Origin of the sequence: Brochothrix sp., from assembly GCF_017549435.1 — a bacterium.
Classification (GTDB): domain Bacteria; phylum Bacillota; class Bacilli; order Lactobacillales; family Listeriaceae; genus Brochothrix; species Brochothrix thermosphacta.
In genome coordinates, this window is record NZ_JAFYUW010000148.1 from 1 (window position 1) to 18,024 (window position 18,024).

The window sequence follows — 18,024 nt, forward strand, 5'->3', positions numbered from 1 at the left end:
ATAGGTACATGTGAGACCATACAACCTATTTCAAAATCCGGATTGATTTTTTTACCGATAGCTACAGCTTTAGCACTTGCTAATAATTCATGATGAGCCACGGTGTACATCACTTCTTTGGCATTTTCTCCAGGTTTCACCGTTACACCTGAATTCGTCCATAAAAACAAAGGCGTGTTGGTATCCATTTGATTATTTATTTCGTTAAACGTCATCCAATATTTCACCTTATGTTGATAACGAGTAAAACATACTTCGGCAAATTTCGCAAAAAGGTCAACCACTCGCTTATCACGGAAACCACCATATTCTTGGGCAATATACAAAGGAATTTCAAAATGTGATAACGTGATGATAGGTTCTATTTTATGTTTAATTAATTCATCAAATACATCATCATAAAATTGTAAACCTGCTTCATTTGGTTCTTCTTCGATGCCTGTGGGGAAGATTCGTGTCCAGGCAATCGATGTACGTAAACAGTTCAACCCCATCTCAGCAAAGAGCGCAATATCTTCCTTATAATGGTGATAAAAATCAATGGCCTCATGATTTGGATAAAACTTATCCGCCTCTACTGTTTCTGTAATTTCTCGAGCAACACCATGTGCTCCCGCAGTCATCACATCTACCACACTTGCGCCTTTTCCACCTTTATTCCAACCACCTTCAAATTGATGCGCTGCTAATGCGCCACCCCATAAAAAATCTTTTGGTAATGATGTTTTCATTCGATTTTCCTCCTATTTACTTGTTTTTATTTTTTTATTTTCCGTTCCAAAAACTTGGATTGCAATGATTGACCCGAATAAAGCAATCGCTGAACCAATCATCAATCCGATAAATGAACTTGGATTATCTGAATTAAGTGCATTCACACTTGTTAAAATACCTGGTAGACCAGCATAAGCATAGTAATACGTATTGAAGAAACTTGCAACAAGACCTCCAACAGCACCTGCTAAACAACCGATTAAAAACGGACGTTTTAATCGTAACGTTACACCATAAATCGCAGGTTCAGTGATACCGAATAAACCGGTAATACCAGCAGATAACGAGATTTTTTTCATTTCTTTATCGCGAGTTTTTAAGAATACACCAAAGACTGCGCCAACTTGTGCAATAACTGCAATCGTTTGAAAAGCTTGGAAAGAATCGCGTCCATATGCTTCAAAGTTAGCCAAGCACATCGGTGTTATACCCCAATGAACACCAAAAATAACAGCCACTTGCCAAAAACCACCGATTAAAGCGCCTGCTAATGGCGGAGCAACCTCAACTAATTTATTGTAACCATCAGCAATGGCAACTGCGGCACCGTTTGAAAGTGGACCTACAATTAATAATGTTAGTGGCACCATAATGACCATACAAAATAATGGTACAAATAGTGAGCGGATGACTTCAGGTAAGATTTTTTCGAAAAAGCGTTGAACATATGACAATAACCAGACTAGTAAGATTGCAGGTAACACTGTTGATGTATAAGTTGTTTCTGATAGCGAGATTCCAAAAAATTTAATAGATTCACCACTAGCAATTTGAGCAGCCATCAATGCCCACGAGGGGTTAACTAACGCGGCACAACAAGCCAATGCTATAAATTGATTCGTTTTAAAATGCTTCGCTGCGGTAATCGCAATTAAAATCGGTAAAAAGGTAAACGGTGTCCATGAAATGAAGTCGAACACTTTAAAAGCACCGGTCGTTTGCAATGATGGATTGATTAATTTCATGATAATTAATAGCCCTTGTAATATACCAGCTGCTGCTAATATATACACAAATGGTGCAAAGACGGCTGACATAGTGGCTATAATACGATTTAAAATACTCGTTTTGGGTTGGTCTGCCACGTCAACTGTATCTAAATCAATTAATTTAACAAAGTAATCATACACTTCACCTACATGTGGTCCAATCACTACTTGAAATTGTCCACCACTTTGCACCACGGTAATCACCCCAGCTAATTCAGTAATCTCCTCAACCGCATTTAATGGTACCGTTTTCAAAACTAATCGAAGTCTTGTTGCACAACGTGTTGCTTTTATTATATTTTCTTTTCCACCTACCTTCTCTAATATATCATTAGCTAAGTTTTCATAATCTCTTACTTTTTTTGACATTCATTTCCCCTCCGCTCTTTTTATTGTACACTTACATTATAATTATACCCATACAATAATGCAACTCTTTTTTTTTAGATTATGCTATACTTAAAGTAATATTATTATATTCTATCCACGGGGTGACCAATTTATGCTTAAGTACCAAGAAATTGCCAATCAAATCGAAGAATACATTAGGGTTTCAAAGTTAGAACAAGGGGAAAAATTACCGAGTTTAGAGGATTTAATTACAAACTACGAGGTGAGTAAGAATACAGTTATTAAAGCCTTATCCATTTTAGAAAAAAATGGCGTCATTTATCAAGTACGTGGGAGTGGTATTTTTGTAAGACGCCAAAATCGTAAAGGTTATATTAACTTAATTAATAATAAAGGATTTACCGATGATTTAGCAGATTTTAATCTTTCAGCAAATGTACTTGAAGTAAAAACAATACTACCCACACAAGAAGTAAGCGATAATCTAAAATGCTCTTTGACACAAGAAGTCTATTACGTTAAACGTATCCGTTTTATTAATAAACAGGCTCTTTGTATTGAAGAATCCTACTTCAATAAAGAATATGTTCCTTATCTCAATAAAGAAATTGTCGAAGATTCTATTTTTCATTATTTAAAAGAGACACTTAAATTAAAGGTCCGTTTTTCTGATAAATATTTACGAATCGGTAAGTTAAATCAGACTGAAGCCAGTTATTTAAATTTAAACACACATGATCCGGCTTTACACGTTGATGAACTGTTTTATTTAATGAGCGGTGAACCCTTTGATTTTTCAAAAATGACCTATAACTACAACCATTCGCAGTTTTTCATACAATCTAGTGGAATGGATAAATAAAAGACGACTCACTTTATAAAAGCACGTTATAGAGTAGACACTAAAATTGCCATTTATAGTGTTTTCCTTATGTACTTAGGTGTTGTTATTCAAAAATCAGTAAAAAAGTCATTGAGGCAGCTACTTTCTGGTAGCTGCCTCAATGACTTTTAAATATTATAATGAACGATAATATCATAACGCGATTAAAATTGCGAAAATGTCAGCAATAAAAAAAGCCACACTTTGTGTGGCTAAATTTATAAAAATTGATACTCTTAACGGAGTAACATAAAGAATAGTATTCGCTTTTCAATAAAAAGGAGTGGTACTCTCAGTTATTAACATAAGGATTGGTACTCGCTTGCGCTCCGTCCCATACTGTCTTTGTAAGCTCATCTCTTCGCAACAATGTCAGCACCCATACTACTCTCGTAAGCGAATGAATTCGCTACGATAGTAGTACTTAACCGATTGATCCTTCCATCTCAAACTTGATGAGGCGGTTCATTTCAACGGCATATTCCATTGGTAATTCTTTTGTAAAGGGTTCGATGAATCCCATAACGATCATTTCAGTTGCTTCAATTTCAGTTAGACCACGGCTCATCAAGTAGAACAATTGCTCTTCTGATACACGTGAAACTTTTGCTTCATGCTCTAAAGAAATTTGGCTGTTGAGAATTTCGTTATATGGAATTGTATCTGATGTTGATTCATGATCCATAATTAACGTATCACACTCAATATTAGAGCGTGCATTTTTAGCTTTACGACCAAAGTGAACAATCCCACGGTAAGTAACATTACCACCTTGTTTCGCAATTGATTTAGAAATTATTGACGAAGACGTATTAGGCGCTAAGTGAATCATTTTAGTACCTGTATCCTGACGTTGACCTCGTCCACCGATTGCAATTGTTAACGTTGTCCCACGCGCACCTTCTCCACGGAGATACACAGATGGATATTTCATCGTCAATTTAGAACCGATATTTCCATCAATCCATTCCATTGTTGCGTTAGCATCACAGAAAGTACGTTTTGTTACGAGGTTATAAACGTTATTTGCCCAGTTTTGGATTGTTGTATAACGGCAATAACCGCCTTCTTTAACCATGATTTCAACAACAGCTGAATGCAATGAGTTCGTTGTATAAACAGGTGCTGTACACCCTTCAACATAGTTTATTGAACCACCTTCATCAACAATAATAAGCGTACGCTCAAATTGTCCCATGTTTGGTGAGTTAATACGGAAATAAGCTTGTAATGGCGTTTCAACTTTCACACCTGGAGGGCAATAAATAAACGAGCCACCTGACCATACGGCTGAGTTTAATGCTGAAAATTTATTGTCTTGTGGCGGAATAATCTTACCAAAGTACTCACGGAAAAGCTCTTCATTTTCACGTAAAGCGGAACCAGTATCTTTAAAAATAACACCCTTATCTTCAAGATCTTTTTGCATGTTGTGGTAAACAACTTCAGATTCATATTGTGCAGATGCACCTGCTAAATATTTTTGCTCTGCTTCTGGAATACCTAATTTATCAAAAGTCGCTTTAATTTCAGCTGGGACTTCATCCCAATCACTTACTGTTCCTTCTGATGGTTTTACATAGTAGGTAATATCCTCAAATTTCAATTCTGATAAATCACCACCCCATTGTGGCATTGGCATTTTATAAAATTGTTCAAGCGAACGTAAACGGAAATCTAACATCCATTGTGGTTCTTCCTTCATATTAGATATTTCAGTAACGATTTCAGCTGTTAAGCCACGTTCTGTTCGGAAAACAGAGACATCTTTATCATGAAAGCCATATTCGTATTCGCTCAATTCTGGCATTTTCGGAGCCATAATTATTCATCCTCCTTATTTCGTAGTTTTATCAACAGCAACTGCTTTTTCCATTGCTTTCCAAGCGAGTGTTGCACATTTAATACGTGCGGGAAATTGTGAAACCCCTGCTAGTACTTCAAGTTCTTCATTTTCTTCACTCAAATGTTCATGTGTATGACCTTGCATCATCTCTGAAAAATCTCGTGAGACCAATAATGCTTTTTCGATAGTTAGCCCCTTGATGGTTTCAGTCATCATTGAAGCAGAGGCAATCGAAATCGAACAGCCTGATCCAGTAAATTTAGCATCTTTAATAATGCCGTCTTGTACATAAAGATTCAAAAAGATCTGATCGCCACATGTTGGGTTATTCATTTCAATTTTATGTGTTTGTGTTTCAAGCTCCCCACTATTTCGTGGTTTGCGATAGTGTTCTAAAATTACTTGTCGGTATAATTGATCTAAATTACGCTTCACCATAACCAAAATACTCCTTTGTTAGCTCGATTGCTTTAACGAGCGAGTCAACTTCTTCTTTCGTATTATACACGTAAAAACTTGCACGCGCAGTCGCAGATGCTCCAAGCCATTTCATCAATGGTTGAGCACAGTGATGTCCTGCACGAATAGCAATGCCTTGCTCATCTAATACAGTTGAAAGATCGTGTGGATGAATATCGCTGACGTTAAATGAGATTAATGCTGTGCGTTTCTTCGGATCAATGGGTCCATGAATTTCAAGCCCTTCAATAGCCGTCAGTTGTTCCAATGCATATGTAATAATCTCTTCACCGTGTTGCGCTACTGTATCCATACCAAGTTCTTTTAAGTAATCAATCGCAGCACCCAAACCAATCGCTCCTGCGATAATCGGTGTGCCAGCTTCAAATTTCCACGGTAATTCTTTCCACGTAGCATCGTCTAATGTCACAAAATCAATCATTTCGCCACCAAACTCAACAGGTTCCATCTCTTCAAGTAATTCACGCTTACCGTAAAGAACGCCTATACCCGTTGGACCCATCATTTTATGCCCTGAAAAAGCATAAAAATCAACATCAAGCGCTTGAACATCGACAGACATATGCGGTACAGCTTGGGCACCATCAACAATAATGATTGCATCTTCAGCATGCGCCATTGCCGCAACTTCTTTGATGGGATTAATTGTTCCTAACACATTAGAAGCATGGGCTAATGCTACAATCTTAGTGCGATGATTAATAGCTGCCGCTGCTTTTTCTAATGATAATGTACCATCGGATTCGAGTTCAAAGTAGCGTAATGTGGCACCAGTAATACGCGCCACCTGTTGCCAAGGGATGAGATTACTATGATGCTCTGCTGGTGAGATAACAATTTCATCTTCTGCGGATAAATTAGCGATACCGAAACTCGTTGCAACAATGTTAATTGCTGCAGTGGTTCCACGCGTGTATATAATTTCTGCTGTTTCAGCAGCATTGATAAATTCACGTATTTTTTCGCGTGCGCCTTCATACATGTCTGTCGCTTGAGAACCGAGCGTATGGACGCCACGATGTACATTACTATTAGTTGTTTCATAGTACTTCGATACGGCATCAATGACGATTTGTGGCTTCTGAGACGTCGCAGCGTTATCAAGATACACTAACGTTTGCTCATTTACCTCCTGCTTTAAAATCGGAAAATCGTTTCTGACAGACGAAATATTCATTAGCGCTTCACTTTCCCTTCAATAACATTCGAAAGTAGTTCACGAACACGTTTAATTGGCAATTGATCAACGACTGGATTAAGGAACCCATGAATAACTAAGCGTTCAGCTTCATATAAACTTAAACCACGACTTTGTAGATAAAAGAGTGCTTCTGGATCAACACGACCAACAGATGCAGCATGTCCTGCTGTTACTTCATCTTCATCAATTAATAGAATCGGATTAGCATCACCACGCGCTAAATCACTCAACATTAAAACACGTGATTCTTGTTGTGCATCAGCACCTTTAGCATTGTGCATAATATGACCAATACCGTTAAAAATCGATGTTGATGAATCGAGTACAACCCCATGTTTTAAGATCATCCCTACAGAAGCTAGGCCATACTGACGAATTTCTGTAGTAAAGTTTTGTGTTTGTTTCCCTGTTCCGACGGTTACTGTTTTAACATCACTACTTGAATTGTTTCCTACAAGGTTAGTTAAGTGATTAATCACAGTGTTACCATTATTCATAACGCCCAAAGCCCAATCAAGACTAGCGTCACGTAATACATGACCGCGACGGTTAAGATAAGTCGTGACATTCACACCTAATGTATCAACAGCACCATATGTTACCGTTGCATTATCTTTCGCAATAACTTCTGAAACGATATTAGCGATTGCACGCCCTTTACCTGTTTGACCAACATAGTTTTCTACATATGTTAATTTAGAGCTTTCATCAGCAACAATTATCACATGATTGATAAACGGTTTACGGTCATCTTTTTGTACAAATACAGCTTGAATTGGTGATTCTAATTCAACATTTTTTGGTACGTAGATAAAAAGACCACCGTTAACCAATGCAGCATGAAAAGCAGTCAAACGATTCTCATCAAATTTAACAGCTGTCGTCATGAAATACTCTTTTACTAGTTCGCTATTTTCTTTTAAAGCAGTCGCTAAATCTTTGATGATGACACCTTTATCGATTGCTTCTTGTGATAAATGTAAATGCAACGGTGTTTGATCTTGTTGAATATAGACTGACATTTCAGCATCGTTAACATCCACAACATCTGTTACTGCTTCTGGTAAATTTGTTCCATATGCGGTTTTCCCAAAACTTGCGTATTGGCTAAATTTCGTGAAATTCCAACGTTTAATCTTTGTTTTATCAACATACGGTAAATCCATTTCTTCTGCTTTTCCCCATGCTTTAATACGTAAATCAGTTAACCAAGAAGGTTCTGCTGTTTTTTCCGCAAAAGACGTGATGAACGCAGGATCAATGGTTTCAATTGTTTGTAAGACCATTTGTCAATTCCTCCTTCTTAGTCGTTTGCTTCTTCTTTAACATCAAGTTCAATACCCAATTCAGAACGGATACCTTCATAACCTTCAGCTTCAAGACGTTTCGCTAATTCTGGTCCGCCAGAAAGAGCAATTTTACCATTCATCATAACGTGTACATGATCAGGTGTAATATAGTTTAATAGACGTTGATAATGCGTAATAATCATGCAGCCAAATTCGCCGCCGCGCATTTCATTCACACCTTTTGAAACGATTTTTAATGCATCGATATCTAAACCAGAATCGATTTCATCAAGAATCGCAAATTTCGGTTTAATCATCATCATTTGTAAAATTTCATTACGTTTCTTTTCACCACCAGAAAAGCCTTCGTTTACATAACGTTCAGCCATTTCTTCAGTCATTTCCAAACCAGCCATTGTTTTATCTAATTGTTTAAGATATTTCATGATTGGTAATTCGTCGCCTTCTTCACGACGAGCATTGATGGCTGAACGAATAAATTCAGCATTAGTGATACCCGTTACTTCACTTGGGTATTGCATCGCTAAAAAGAGACCCGCGCGTGCACGTTCATCTACTTCCATCTCTAATACATCTTCACCGTCTAAAAGAATTTCTCCAGAAGTTACTTCGTATGAGGGGTGTCCCATTACTGCAGACGATAGTGTCGATTTACCTGTTCCGTTTGGTCCCATGATTGCATGAACCTCTCCAGAATTCATCGTAAGATTAACACCTTTTAGGATTTCTTTGCCTTCAATTGATACGTGTAAGTCTTTAATTTGTAACGTGCTCATCAATATCCCTCCAACTTTTCTAATAATTATTAGTTTAGTATGATTTTAATCTAAAAGCAATGCTGAAATCAGATAAGGATAGCTTTCAGCTTAAGCATTATCACTTAAAACGATCATATTGATAATCGTTTAGCGCTTTTCACATACTTCTATTGTAACAAAATTACAAATTATTGTATGCCTTTATGCGTTTATATTTTTCCTGATTGAAAGTGACTGCTAGTTTCAAAAAAATTTACTGTATTGCTAATACACAAAAGAACCATCGTGACAGCTTAAACTGCAACAGATGGTTCTGTTTCATTTATTTAACGGGTAATACAGCACCTTTATACTTCTCAGTAATAAAATCTTGAATTTCTTTTGAATGTAATACTTTAACTAATTTTTTAATTGCTGGTTTATTTTCATCTTCTTTTTTCACGGCAATAATATTTGCGTAAGGTGAATCAGAGTCTTCTAAAATAAGTGCATCATCTTTAGGTTTTAGCCCTGCATCTAAAGCGTAGTTCGTGTTGATGGCATAAAGATCAGCTTCATCATTTTGGTAAGCTTTCGCTAATAAACCAGGATCGATTTGGTTAAGGAATTTCAATTTTTTAACGTTATCAATATCTTTTAATGTTGCATTAACTTTGTTATCAACTGAATCCTTAATTTTAACTAAACCTTTTTTCTCTAAAAGCATTAAGATACGACCGTGTTCAGCTACGTTGTTACTGATTAAAATTGTTGACCCTTCTTTAACATCACCAACTGATTTGTATTTAGATGTATAAATACCAAAAGGTTCGATGTGAATTTTACCTGCATTAACTAAATCAGTTTTATTTTCTTTATTTGATAAATCTAAAAACGGAATGTGTTGGAAATAGTTCGCATCTATTTCGCCATCCGCCAAATTTTTGTTTGGTAAAATGTAATCTTGATATTTCTTAATATCCAATTTCACGCCTTCTTTTTCAAGAATAGGTTTTGCCTTCTCTAAAATTTCTGCATGCGGTACATTAGATGCTCCAATTACCAATGTCGTCTCTTTTTCTTTGTCTTTACCCGCTTCACTATTTCCACATGCTGCCAATACCACTAACAAAATAACACTTACTAACCCCAAAATAATCTTTTTCATTTTCATTTCCCCCTTTTATTGTTTTCCCAATCAAACTATCCGAATATTCAATCTTTTTAACTTTGTAAAAATTTTATATAAAACAGAGCGAGACATAGTATTGCCTCGCTCTATTCAATAGTTCTTGTACCCGGCGATATACTAGACAAACAAGCTGTAATAACATAGATTACTCTCTATTAAATCTGATAGTTAGTTTGTCGGTAGTACTGCACCATTGTATTTATCTTCGATGAATTTTTGAATTTCTTTTGAATGTAATACATCAATCAACTTTTTGAGATTTTTATTGTTCTTATCTTCTTTACGAATAGCAACGATATTAGCATACGGCGAATCTGAATCCTCTAAGATAAGCGCATCTTTTTGGGGATTTAATCCAGCATCAATTGCATAGTTGGTATTAATAGCATATAAGTCTGCTTCATTGTTTTTATAGGCTTGTGCCAATAAACCTGGGTCAATTTGATTTAAGAATTTTAATTTTTTAACATTATCAATATCATTGATAGTTGCTGTTACTTTATCTTTCACAGAGTCTTTAATTTTAACAAGACCTTCTTTTTCTAATAACATTAAGATACGACCTTGATCAGCTGTACTGTTACTAATAAGGATAGTTGATCCTTCTTTAATATCTGAAACTTTTTTATATTTTTCTGAATAAATACCGAACGGTTCGATATGAATTTTACCAGCGTTGATTAAATCTGTTTTGTTGTCTTTATTATATTGGTCTAAGTATGGGATATGTTGGAAGTAGTTCGCATCCAATTCGCCATCAGCTAGATTTTTGTTTGGTAAAATATAATCTTGGTATTTTTTAATTTCTAAATCAATGCCTTCTTTTTTAAGGATAGGTTTTGCTTTTTCTAGAATCTCTGCATGAGGAACGTTAGATGCCCCCACCACTAATTTTGTCTCTTTATCCTTTGCATCATTGCTGCCACAAGCTGCTAAAGTTAAAACGATTGCTGCTGTTAATAGTCCAAAAATAATTTTTTTCATAAGTTACTCTCCCTTTTATATGTTATCGTTTATCGATTTTGTTAGTGGCACGATCGCCAATAAATTGGATGATGAAAACTAAAATTAAAATAATGACTGTTGCGACGAATGTTACATCATTTTGAGAACGTTGAAAACCAGTGAAGTAAGCCATGTTTCCTAATCCACCTGCACCAACTACACCAGCCATTGCGGTATAACCAATTAATGAAATCGTCGTCACTGTCAAACCTGAAATAATTGCAGGAAGCGCTTCTGGCAATAGTACTTTACGAATGATCGTAAATGTACTGGCACCCATCGCACGACTTGCTTCTATTACACCTTTATCAATTTCTACAAAGGCAATTTCAACGAGACGAGCGTAAAATGGTGCTGCTGAAATAATTAAAGCTGGTAATGCACCAGCGGTTCCTATAACAGAACCTATCAAAACTTTTGTAAATGGCATGATAAGCACAATTAAAATAATGAATGGAATCGAACGGAAAATATTAACGAAAGCTGCTGATATACCATTGATACTTTTAATGATTAAATTGTCTTGATCACGTGTTAGGAATAGCAACAACGCGAGTAAAATACCGAGAACAAAAATAAATACAATTGAAATCACTGTCATAATAAGCGTTTCCTGCGTCGCGGTCCAAACTTCAGGCCATATTACATTAGGAAACCATTTTACTAATAAATCTTTCATGAACGAATCACTTCCATTCTAACGTCAATCTCTTCAAGGTACGCTTTTGTTTGTGTTATCTGTTCTTGTTCTGCAAAGATTTGGATAAATAAGAACCCATATGAACCATTTTGTGTTTGTGTGATTGACCCATGTAATATACTAATATCAAGGTTGAATTTTTTAGATAAATCGGTAATAATCGGTTGAGTTGCCTGTGAAGCATTAAACACGAGACGTGCTAACAACCCTGTTGGGTAAGTCTCAATAAGGAGTTGTTCCACCTCTTCAGTCGCTGTATCATCTGTTGCTTGTGAAACAAAACGACGAGTAATTTCTTGTTGTGGTGTTTGAAACACAGATAATACATCCCCTAATTCAACTACTTCTCCGCCTTCCATAACTGCTACACGATTACAAATTTTACGGATAACAGGCATCTCATGAGTAATCAAGATGATTGTAAGTCCCAGGCGCTTATTAATATCTGTCAGTAAATTTAAAACTTCGCTTGTTGTTTGTGGATCTAAAGCACTTGTAGCTTCATCGCAAAGTAACACATCAGGATCATTTGCTAAAGCTCTTGCAATACCAACACGTTGTTTCTGTCCCCCACTCAGTTGAGAAGGATATGATTTATCACGTCCATCCAAGCCTACAAGGTGAATGAGTTCTGCGACACGTCGTTCACGTTCAGCTTTCTTGACACCAGCAATTTCTAGTGGAAAAGCAATGTTTTCAGCTACTGTTCGTGACCATAATAAGTTAAAATGTTGGAAGATCATTCCAATTTTTTGTCGAGCTGCACGTAATGCTGCACCTTTGACATCAGAAATCATGACATCATTGATATGAATAGCACCTTGTGTCGGTGCTTCCAATCCATTAAACATTCTAATAAGAGTACTTTTACCCGCACCAGAATAACCAATGATTCCGAAGATTTCACCTTCATTAATTTCTAAATTAACGTCTTTAACTGCATTGACTGCACCATTTCGTGTTTCGAATGTTTTACTGACATTATCTAATTTAATCATTCACTTCAACCTCTCTTTAACCTTCTTTAAGCATAAAAAAACATCTTTCTGAAATTCAGAAAGATGTGAAACGTCTACAAAGGAATAGCCCGCTTCTCATCTTTCTAAGTAATCACTTACTTAGCTTGATTTAGCACCGTCCACTCTCATGGGGTTGCTGGGTTTCGTCGGGCAAGTCCCTCCACCACTCTTGATAAGAAATATCATATAAAGTTATACTTGTTAATAGTTATTATAGGCGGAATAATAGCACAAGTCAATTCCTTTTTTGCTTTAATTTCGAAGTTTTTCTAATCCTTCGTAAATACGAGTAACATTATCAATGGCAGATAACCTTTCACCCGCCATATCGTCACTAAAAACATAGATACTCGGCACACTTTTTATCTCATATTTAGCTATCACTTCTGGTAAATAATTGACATTCATTTTTACAATTTGCACTTCTGGCATTGCCGCTTCAGCAAAATGTAAATACCGTTCAACCAACTGGCACCCACCGCACATTGGTGTATAAAACAGCACCGCAAACGCACTTTTTGAAAGTATCGCCGCTTTAAATTCAGTCGTAGACCATTCTTTCATAATTATTAACTCCCTTAATATAAAAAAACGCAATGATGAACCTCATCATGCGTTTTTAATGACTAACTATTCTTTGATAAATGCTTCGTACTCTTCATAACTTAACAACGCATTATATTCTGCTTCATCTACATCTGTAAATTCAACAATCCAACCTTCGTTATAAGGATCTTGGTTAACTGTTTCTGGTTCATCTTCTAATTTTTCATTGACAGAAACAACTTTCCCACCAATAGGAGCATAGAGTTCAGAGACTGTTTTAACGGATTCAACACTACCAAATGAATCGCCTTTTGCTAAGACATCATCAACTTCTGGTACTTCAACAAAAACAATATCACCTAACTCATCTTGTGCATGTAATGAAATTCCCACAAAATAATTAGCACCGTCTTTTTTTACCCATTCGTGTTCTTCAGTGTACTTGAATGATTGATAATCTGTCATAATAAAAAACTCCCTTTATCTATTTATTTTTAGTTCCAATAATTCTCATAATTATCTTCTTTGAATCCAAGTGTTATTTTTTCATCATCAAAGGCTAATGGACGTTTAATCAACATGCCATCTGTTGCTAAAAGTGCAAAAATATCATCATCTGTCATTTGATCAACTTTATCTTTCAAACCCAGTTCACGGTATTTTTGTCCACTTGTGTTAAAAAAGCGTTTAATCGGTAGCTTACTTTTTTTGTAAACCTCTTTTAATTCAGATGCTGTGGGTGTATTTTCAACGATATTCACCGATTCGAAGGGCACCTCGTTATCTGTCAGCCATTTTGAAGCCTTTTTACACGTGGTACATTTCGGGTATTGATAAAATTTAATCATTTACTATCCCTCACTCTTTTTGAATTCTCTTTATATCTTAATAATAGATGATTTTTACTATTTGGACAACTAAACTTTACCATAATTCTTATTTTTTTTATAACAGTATTTAAACTGTACTTTTATCAAAGACTCTCAACGCTTTCTATTGAATTAGCTAACAAGCTCTCTTCATAAAAAAAGTACTCCCTATTAAATTCATCACTCGAATTAAATAAGAAGTACGTTTCAAAAACGGCTTACTGTTTATTTGTAGCCCGCTTATTTTTCTTTTTCTGTTTTACATCATAGGTAGGAATATCTTTTTCTTTATCTTCCTTAGAGAACATTGAATTATTTGAGTTAAAACGCATCGACATAATGACGCCAATTCCCAGCAAGTTAACAACCAGTGAGGTACCACCATAACTTATAAATGGCAGTGGAATACCTGTAATCGGCAGTAAACCAATTGTCATTCCTGCATTTTCCAAAACGTGGAACATGATAGTCATGACTACACCTGTACAAACAATTGAATAAAATTCATCTTTCAAGTCAAGTGCTGTTCCGATAATTTGATACACTAAGATGAAAAATAATGCAATGACAATACTACCTGCGATAAACCCCCAATGGTGGTTAATCATCGCAAAAATCATATCTGTGTGTCCTTCAGGGATATTTGTCATACCATTAGTGCCTTTATAACCCGTAATTTCACCCGACCCAATTGCCTGCATCGCTAGAATTAATTGGTAACCATCTGAATCTGCAGAAGAATAAGGGTCTAACCACGATGTAATACGACCGAATTGGTACTGTTTAAAACCAACAATGGCTAACCACTCCGGTTTTGTCATTACTATGTATATCATCCCTGCCCCTAAAGCAAAGACAGAAGTGATCAATGGTAAGAGGATACGCCATGTTATGCCTGATATAATGAGCATTCCCAAAGTGATTGCCAAGATAACCAAGCCTGTACCTAAATCATTTTCCGCTAGTATCAATGCAAACGGAATAAATGAGGTGAGTGCTATTTTAAATAACAATATCCAATCAGTACGATTTGTGCGGATTTTAGCCGCTTGATTATGCTCGATAATGACCTTCCCTTGCATCATAACAAGAAATATTTTCATCAACTCTGCTGGCTGGAATTGACCGATAACTGGTATCATTATCCAACTTCTTGCCCCATTAATTTTAACGCCAATTCCAGGAATCAACACAAGTACTAATAAGAAAAGACCTAATCCATAGAGATAAGGCGTTATTTTTATCATTGTTTCACGATCAATTCGCATAATCACAGCAATTGCAATCGCACCAATTAAATAAAATGCGCCTTGTCTAATTACTAACGAGCGACCGTATTCAGGGTTAGAGGCCAAAGCGGTATGGATAGCAATTAAGCTCACCGCACAAAACAACGCCATCGTCACAATAATACCGTAATCAATTCGTTGCCCTTTATTATTTTTTTCCATTTATTTCCCTCTCTTCAACATGTCATTCAGCGCTTAATTTTTTTTACAAAATTGCACAAGTTTATTTCCTTCATAAGCTGCAAGATAACGACTATCTGGCTCTGCTGTAAAAACACTTTCAAACAAAGGTTTCAGATTATTTACCACACCAGTATTTGCTTCCGCTAAAATCCAATCAAGTGGTTTAAAATCAAGTATACCTTCTGCCGTTGCTATAGGTGTCTGAAAAGGTCTCTCAGTTAGCTCAGCAGTATACACATACATCCCGCTATTTGCTTCACCAAAATTAGTCCAGTGCATTTCACCGCGGGCTGAAACAGCCTCTAATACAATACCCGTTTCTTCCTCAACTTCACGCAGTACACAAGCTTCTGGTGTTTCATTAGGCTCTAATTTTCCACCCACACCATTCCAATTTCCCATCCATGGGGCTTTCATACGATTAAGTAATAAAATTTGATTTTTATATTTCAAAAAACAGATTGTGTACGGTAACATTTGGTTCCTCTTTCCTCTATCAAAAGACTTTATTCTAAGATTACTCTTTTACTGATGAAAAGGACAGCCATTTCCCTTGTCAAAGGGGGATTTTTTATAGAAAAAATTCGGTTTTTTAACTTCGTTATTATATCTCTGATGAAAAATATGCGTTGTTGTCGGTGACATTGGTGGGATTAACCACGCCCAGTTACCTGTTACTTCACGATTTTGAGCTTTTTCTTGTTGTTCAAATTGCCCAAATTGTTTAGCTGCTGTGTGATGATCAACAACTTGAACTTTTTCACGCTGGTACGATTGGAGTAATGCGATATTAAGCTCTAACAACGTACGATCTTTCCATAAATCACGATTTTTACGCGTTGTAATATCAAAAGCAGCCGCAATCTCATCTAATTTATTATAACGTTGTTCATCTACAAAATTACGAGAAGCAATTTCAGTTCCCATATACCAACCATTAAATGGTGCTGCATCGTAAGAAATGCCGCCAATTTCTAACCGCATATTCGTGATGACTGGGATCGCATACCATTTCAAACCTAACTCTGCTAATTTAGGATAATCAGGATGCGTAATTTCGACTTCTTTTACCAAATTACTAGGAATAGATTGCATCGTCATTGGAGAGGTTTCATCCTTTTGAAATAACAATGGCAAGACATCAAAATCTGTCTGTGGTGATTTCCAACCTAACCTTTGACAGAGTGCTGTAATTTCGTTTGATAAGGGATCACCAATTTGTTGACCATCCACAATATATCCAGCATAACGGATCAATTGCTCATTCCATATTTTAACCGTATTGGGTTTAAACACAGTGAGTGTAGGACGTATCGCACCATTATTGGTACCTTCTTCTATATGATTAAATAATGTTTGCTTAATCTCTTCGGTTGTATGAACGGTTCTTGCATCTCTGATTTGCAGTTGTTGCCAAAATAAACGACCAATGCAGCGATTATTATTACGCCAGGCCATTCGTGCACCTTGTTCAATTTCTTCTAATGTGTGTTCGTAGCTGTTTTTTTCTTCTATCTCACGAGCGATAACTGCTAATCGTTGCTCAATTAGGTTTTCTTTACCTAACTCTACATATGCTTCATTAATAAAGCGCGTCGCTTCATCTAATAATTCCACCTTATTTTCAACTCCTCGAATAGTTTCTATTATAACAAGAAAACGCAAGAAGTTCACCGACTTTCCTATCTTATTTTATAAAAAAAAGACCACTACATTTACGTAGTGGCCTTATATATTATCAACTGAAAAATAATTCTAAACTATCGTTCAATTTTAAATTCATTAATTATTATCGTTTAGCCATTCCTCTGAACACTAACGAAGCAATAAATACTAATATTACAGCACCGATTAATGATGGGAAAATTGCCATCCCGGCAACTGAAGGTCCCCAACTACCTAGTAGTGACTCTCCTAACCAAGAACCCACGATTCCTGCTACAATATTTCCAATCCAACCATACGCTGTTTTTGTAATTGCACCAGCGATCGCACCTATAATTGCACCTATAATTAAAACCCAGATAAAATGAAACATACTTATTCCTCCTCTGTCTTACTACTATGTGTGTCTATGTATGTCGACTTATTTTGTAGCGTCATCAAGCTTATCTTTTACTTTACCTGCTTTTTTTTCAGCTTCGCCTTTTACTTGCTCAGCTTTACCCTTAGCTTTTAATGAATCATCGTTAAGGACTTTACCTGTGACTTCCTTCACTTTTCCTTTTACTTTGTCGAATTCTCCACTCATAATATCCCTCTTCTCATATGTATTTGGTAACGTAAATGCGTTACACTATAACCATTCCACTTCAACAAAATTTTAAACATATTTTAGACATCTTTTTAAAAAAAATGAAAGTAAATGCTGTTAAATCAAGCTTTGTTGGCTTTATTTTTTTTTGAATAATTTGCTGTTTTTTCGTTTTTTTAGATATTTTCCTTATGTTTTTAAAATACAATTGACAATGCAAACGTTTGCATATACACTAAATGTAATATATGAAATCGCTTACTTATAGAGGGAGGAGATAATAATGACAACTTTATCTGATGTGGCAAAACAAGCACATGTTTCCAAAATGACCGTTTCTCGTGTCGTAAATCATCCTGAAAAAGTTACTGAAGAAGTGCGCTTGATGGTTTTAGC

Annotated in this window: 20 protein-coding genes, 1 pseudogene and 1 riboswitch; of the genes and pseudogenes, 2 read left to right on the forward strand and 19 right to left on the reverse strand. The window is 36.0% G+C overall.

Features of this window, described 5'->3' with window-relative positions; genetic code table 11:
- A partial coding sequence (locus IKV95_RS09735) for a family 1 glycosylhydrolase (protein WP_287451740.1) occupies nucleotides 1-731 on the reverse strand: 731 nt, incomplete at its 3' end.
- 45 nt (nucleotides 732-776) lie between these two features.
- Nucleotides 777-2,132, reverse strand: a pseudogene (locus tag IKV95_RS09740) (PTS transporter subunit EIIC); the annotation flags it as partial.
- Nucleotides 2,133-2,265: 133 nt separating this feature from the next.
- On the opposite strand from IKV95_RS09740, the gene IKV95_RS09745 reads away from it, so the two are divergent.
- On the forward strand, nucleotides 2,266-2,976 hold the full coding sequence (locus IKV95_RS09745; protein WP_069118469.1) for a GntR family transcriptional regulator: 711 nt from the start codon (nucleotides 2,266-2,268) through the stop codon (nucleotides 2,974-2,976).
- Between the two features lie 445 nt (nucleotides 2,977-3,421).
- Here the strand turns inward: IKV95_RS09745 and sufB are convergent, their stop codons facing one another.
- The 17 genes from sufB to IKV95_RS09830 all read right to left on the reverse strand — a co-directional run bounded on the left by sufB (nucleotide 3,422) and on the right by IKV95_RS09830 (nucleotide 17,625).
- Entirely contained in the window at nucleotides 3,422-4,819 is a 1,398-nt protein-coding gene (sufB, locus tag IKV95_RS09750) for a Fe-S cluster assembly protein SufB (protein WP_029090727.1), read from the reverse strand.
- Nucleotides 4,820-4,834: 15 nt separating this feature from the next.
- Nucleotides 4,835-5,281, reverse strand: coding sequence for a Fe-S cluster assembly sulfur transfer protein SufU (gene sufU, locus IKV95_RS09755; RefSeq protein WP_029090728.1), 447 nt, complete (start codon nucleotides 5,279-5,281; stop codon nucleotides 4,835-4,837).
- On the reverse strand, nucleotides 5,268-6,500 hold the full coding sequence (locus IKV95_RS09760) for a cysteine desulfurase (protein WP_029090729.1): 1,233 nt from the start codon (nucleotides 6,498-6,500) through the stop codon (nucleotides 5,268-5,270). The genes sufU and IKV95_RS09760 overlap by 14 nt, the downstream gene beginning before the upstream one ends.
- Nucleotides 6,500-7,810 (reverse strand): Fe-S cluster assembly protein SufD, encoded by a 1,311-nt coding sequence (gene sufD, locus IKV95_RS09765; protein WP_029090730.1) that lies wholly within the window; start codon nucleotides 7,808-7,810, stop codon nucleotides 6,500-6,502. Before sufD ends, IKV95_RS09760 begins: the two co-directional genes overlap by 1 nt.
- A gap of 17 nt (nucleotides 7,811-7,827) precedes the next feature.
- Nucleotides 7,828-8,610 carry a Fe-S cluster assembly ATPase SufC gene (gene sufC, locus IKV95_RS09770; protein ID WP_029090731.1) on the reverse strand — a complete coding sequence of 261 codons (783 nt, stop codon included), beginning with the start codon at nucleotides 8,608-8,610 and terminating at the stop codon, nucleotides 7,828-7,830.
- Nucleotides 8,611-8,914: 304 nt separating this feature from the next.
- On the reverse strand, nucleotides 8,915-9,739 hold the full coding sequence (locus IKV95_RS09775; RefSeq protein WP_287451741.1) for a MetQ/NlpA family ABC transporter substrate-binding protein: 825 nt from the start codon (nucleotides 9,737-9,739) through the stop codon (nucleotides 8,915-8,917).
- 192 nt (nucleotides 9,740-9,931) lie between these two features.
- Nucleotides 9,932-10,747: a MetQ/NlpA family ABC transporter substrate-binding protein gene (locus IKV95_RS09780; RefSeq protein ID WP_069118473.1), complete on the reverse strand. Its 816-nt coding sequence runs from the start codon at nucleotides 10,745-10,747 to the stop codon at nucleotides 9,932-9,934.
- Nucleotides 10,748-10,769: 22 nt separating this feature from the next.
- The gene (locus IKV95_RS09785; protein WP_287451742.1) at nucleotides 10,770-11,447 is read right to left on the reverse strand and encodes a methionine ABC transporter permease; all 678 of its coding nucleotides are present in this window, start codon (nucleotides 11,445-11,447) and stop codon (nucleotides 10,770-10,772) included.
- Nucleotides 11,444-12,466 (reverse strand): methionine ABC transporter ATP-binding protein, encoded by a 1,023-nt coding sequence (locus IKV95_RS09790; protein ID WP_287451743.1) that lies wholly within the window; start codon nucleotides 12,464-12,466, stop codon nucleotides 11,444-11,446. Before IKV95_RS09790 ends, IKV95_RS09785 begins: the two co-directional genes overlap by 4 nt.
- A gap of 93 nt (nucleotides 12,467-12,559) precedes the next feature.
- A riboswitch (SAM riboswitch) is annotated at nucleotides 12,560-12,666 on the reverse strand.
- Between the two features lie 73 nt (nucleotides 12,667-12,739).
- A complete protein-coding gene (locus tag IKV95_RS09795; RefSeq protein WP_036026768.1) occupies nucleotides 12,740-13,051 on the reverse strand; it encodes a thioredoxin family protein in 312 nt (103 codons plus the stop codon).
- 66 nt (nucleotides 13,052-13,117) lie between these two features.
- Nucleotides 13,118-13,498: a glycine cleavage system protein GcvH gene (gcvH, locus tag IKV95_RS09800; RefSeq protein WP_029090736.1), complete on the reverse strand. Its 381-nt coding sequence runs from the start codon at nucleotides 13,496-13,498 to the stop codon at nucleotides 13,118-13,120.
- 29 nt (nucleotides 13,499-13,527) lie between these two features.
- The gene (locus tag IKV95_RS09805) at nucleotides 13,528-13,881 is read right to left on the reverse strand and encodes an arsenate reductase family protein (RefSeq protein WP_029090737.1); all 354 of its coding nucleotides are present in this window, start codon (nucleotides 13,879-13,881) and stop codon (nucleotides 13,528-13,530) included.
- 239 nt (nucleotides 13,882-14,120) lie between these two features.
- A complete protein-coding gene (locus IKV95_RS09810) occupies nucleotides 14,121-15,353 on the reverse strand; it encodes an FtsW/RodA/SpoVE family cell cycle protein (RefSeq protein WP_069118475.1) in 1,233 nt (410 codons plus the stop codon).
- Between the two features lie 33 nt (nucleotides 15,354-15,386).
- Nucleotides 15,387-15,851: an NUDIX hydrolase gene (locus IKV95_RS09815; RefSeq protein ID WP_069125754.1), complete on the reverse strand. Its 465-nt coding sequence runs from the start codon at nucleotides 15,849-15,851 to the stop codon at nucleotides 15,387-15,389.
- A 48-nt stretch (nucleotides 15,852-15,899) separates the two neighbouring features.
- Complete coding sequence (locus IKV95_RS09820) at nucleotides 15,900-16,991, reverse strand: nitric oxide synthase oxygenase (protein WP_029090739.1); 1,092 nt, start codon at nucleotides 16,989-16,991, stop codon at nucleotides 15,900-15,902.
- Nucleotides 16,992-17,163: 172 nt separating this feature from the next.
- Complete coding sequence (locus tag IKV95_RS09825) at nucleotides 17,164-17,412, reverse strand: GlsB/YeaQ/YmgE family stress response membrane protein (protein ID WP_029090740.1); 249 nt, start codon at nucleotides 17,410-17,412, stop codon at nucleotides 17,164-17,166.
- A 48-nt stretch (nucleotides 17,413-17,460) separates the two neighbouring features.
- Nucleotides 17,461-17,625, reverse strand: a complete 165-nt coding sequence (locus tag IKV95_RS09830) for a CsbD family protein (protein ID WP_080712854.1) — start codon at nucleotides 17,623-17,625, stop codon at nucleotides 17,461-17,463.
- A gap of 286 nt (nucleotides 17,626-17,911) precedes the next feature.
- Here IKV95_RS09830 and IKV95_RS09835 point away from each other — a divergent pair.
- On the forward strand, nucleotides 17,912-18,024 hold a 113-nt coding region (locus IKV95_RS09835; protein ID WP_287451745.1), incomplete at its 3' end, for a LacI family DNA-binding transcriptional regulator.